The sequence below is a fragment of the Lactococcus sp. EKM203L genome (assembly GCF_011800585.1).
GTDB classification, from domain to species: domain Bacteria; phylum Bacillota; class Bacilli; order Lactobacillales; family Streptococcaceae; genus Lactococcus; species Lactococcus lactis.
The window spans coordinates 1-1,935 of sequence record NZ_JAALEQ010000032.1; the positions used below are offsets into that span (position 1 = coordinate 1).

The following is a 1,935-nucleotide window of genomic DNA, read 5'->3' on the forward strand; positions in this document are numbered from 1 at the left end:
CTTACCGCTGTGTCTGACTTACCACTTACCGCTGTGTCTGACTTACCACTTACCGCTGTGTCTGACTTACCACTTACCGCTGTGTCTGACTTACCACTTACCACTGTGTCTGACTTACCACTTACTGCTGTGTCTGACTTACCACTTACCGCTGTGTCTGACTTAGCTTTTCTTTTTATAAAGTTTTGTTGTTCAATATTTAAAACAACTATTCCTTTATTATTTTTTTTGAGTTCTTCCTGTGGTATAGACTTCATATGGTAACGAACACCCTGTTTAGAAACACCCAACTCGTCAGCAAGCTCTTTGATTGTTTTTAAGTTCTCACTCATGGTCTAAACCCTCGCCACGTAATTTTTTCTCAATTTCTGCTTCCAACCGTCTTAATGCTTCTTTCTCCGTTTCACTGGTTTCGTCCTGATAGTCTGGTAGAAAATCTTTCGCTACTACTTCTAGACTTCTTGTTTTGGGCTTTTTGTAATTGGCTCGTTCAGGTTGTTCTACGTCTTGCAAGGCAATGGTCGCTAAATAGCCTTCAATGGCTGTTTTAAGGTACTTGACTACATTCCGCTTGGAATATCCCTCTTGTTTGCTTGCAATATATGAGAGGTGCGTTTTTAGCCCATTTAATCCCCGTGCTTCTTTCAGTTCATCATAGAGGGGGTAAACATGGACTTGTAATCCTGCCATGATTTTTGTATCTTGCATTTCAAACGGACTTAGCAACATATTTTCTAGCAATAGCGTGGTGTACTTGCTTTTCATTGCTTCAATAGCTAGCTTATCTTCGGTTTCTGCTTTACGTGCTTTATCTTCTTGGTAGACTTTATCTTCCAACTTGTAGCTGTTATCGTCTGCTCGACGTTTTTTCGTAATATGAAAGACGATAGAATCAATCGAGCGCCCCTTTTTGACTTTGTCATACGTCACTGTAAAAGAAGTATGATCATTGATTTCTTCCAAAGGTTTTTTTAATATCCATTTTTCTAAATCTGCAAAAAGTTTATATTCATTGACTATATCCGTCATTTCTCGTAATTCTCGGATTGAAATTGAAGGATTGCGGTAGGCTTCCACTTGTTCTTCTCTCCGTCCACCCTTATAACTATAATGCTCGTATTGGTTATAATTCATGGATAACCAACGATACAAGATGATAGAATGTTTACTATTGAGTTCTGAAATATCGGACAAGGCATGTTGTGTGAAATTCTTTTTAAGATTGATTAGATAAGGCATGATTTCAGGACTAAATCGAATAGTAACTTCATCATGATAATCGGTCCACTTTACATAGGGAATAGGGACGATATTTTCAAACTCAAACCCATGTTCTTTTTTTTCTTTAATTTTGAAAAAAGCTTGTTTCTGCATATTCTCAACTGCCTGCTTGAAACGACTATGTTTGTCATTATCAGAAACTTTAAAAAACGCAAAAAGTTCTTCTTTTGAGAGATAGACTGTATGATCTTTAGGCGGTTCTTCGGTATCAATGCAAGATACGGCTAACTCAAACATTTTGAGTGGGGTTTTATCCATTTTGGCAATGCTGCTAATTAAAGAATTATGCTCCACTACTTTTCGTTTTGATAATTCGTTCAAGATTTGCACCTGCTTCTGATTTTGTTCATTTTTTGGTATACTAGACATAGAAATACGCTCCTTTGAGTGTTTTTAGATACGCATGAAGATTCTCTCGACGAAAAGTGTTTCTTCATGCTTTTATTATACCACAATACATGGAGAAGGTAGTAGACATTCTCCATATATAAACAGTTTTTTCTCCATATATAAACAGTTTTTTCTCCATATATAAACAGTTTTTTCTCCACATATTATTCTTTAACCCCTTGAAAACACTCACTTTTTTTTGACGCAAAAGAATAAAAGATTAAAATATATAAGATAAATTAATATAGGCTTCGCCTTTTTTTA

The 1,935-nt window shown here is 36.0% G+C and carries 2 protein-coding genes; both read right to left on the reverse strand.

Features of this window, described 5'->3' with window-relative positions; translation table 11 throughout:
* The coding region (locus HFD15_RS14175; RefSeq protein ID WP_370519811.1) for a helix-turn-helix transcriptional regulator at window positions 1–332 on the reverse strand (332 nt) is incomplete at its 3' end.
* A complete protein-coding gene (locus HFD15_RS13900; RefSeq protein WP_014017394.1) occupies window positions 325–1,650 on the reverse strand; it encodes a RepB family plasmid replication initiator protein in 1,326 nt (441 codons plus the stop codon). The genes HFD15_RS14175 and HFD15_RS13900, both read right to left, overlap by 8 nt.
* Between the last annotated feature and the right edge of the window lie 285 nt (window positions 1,651–1,935).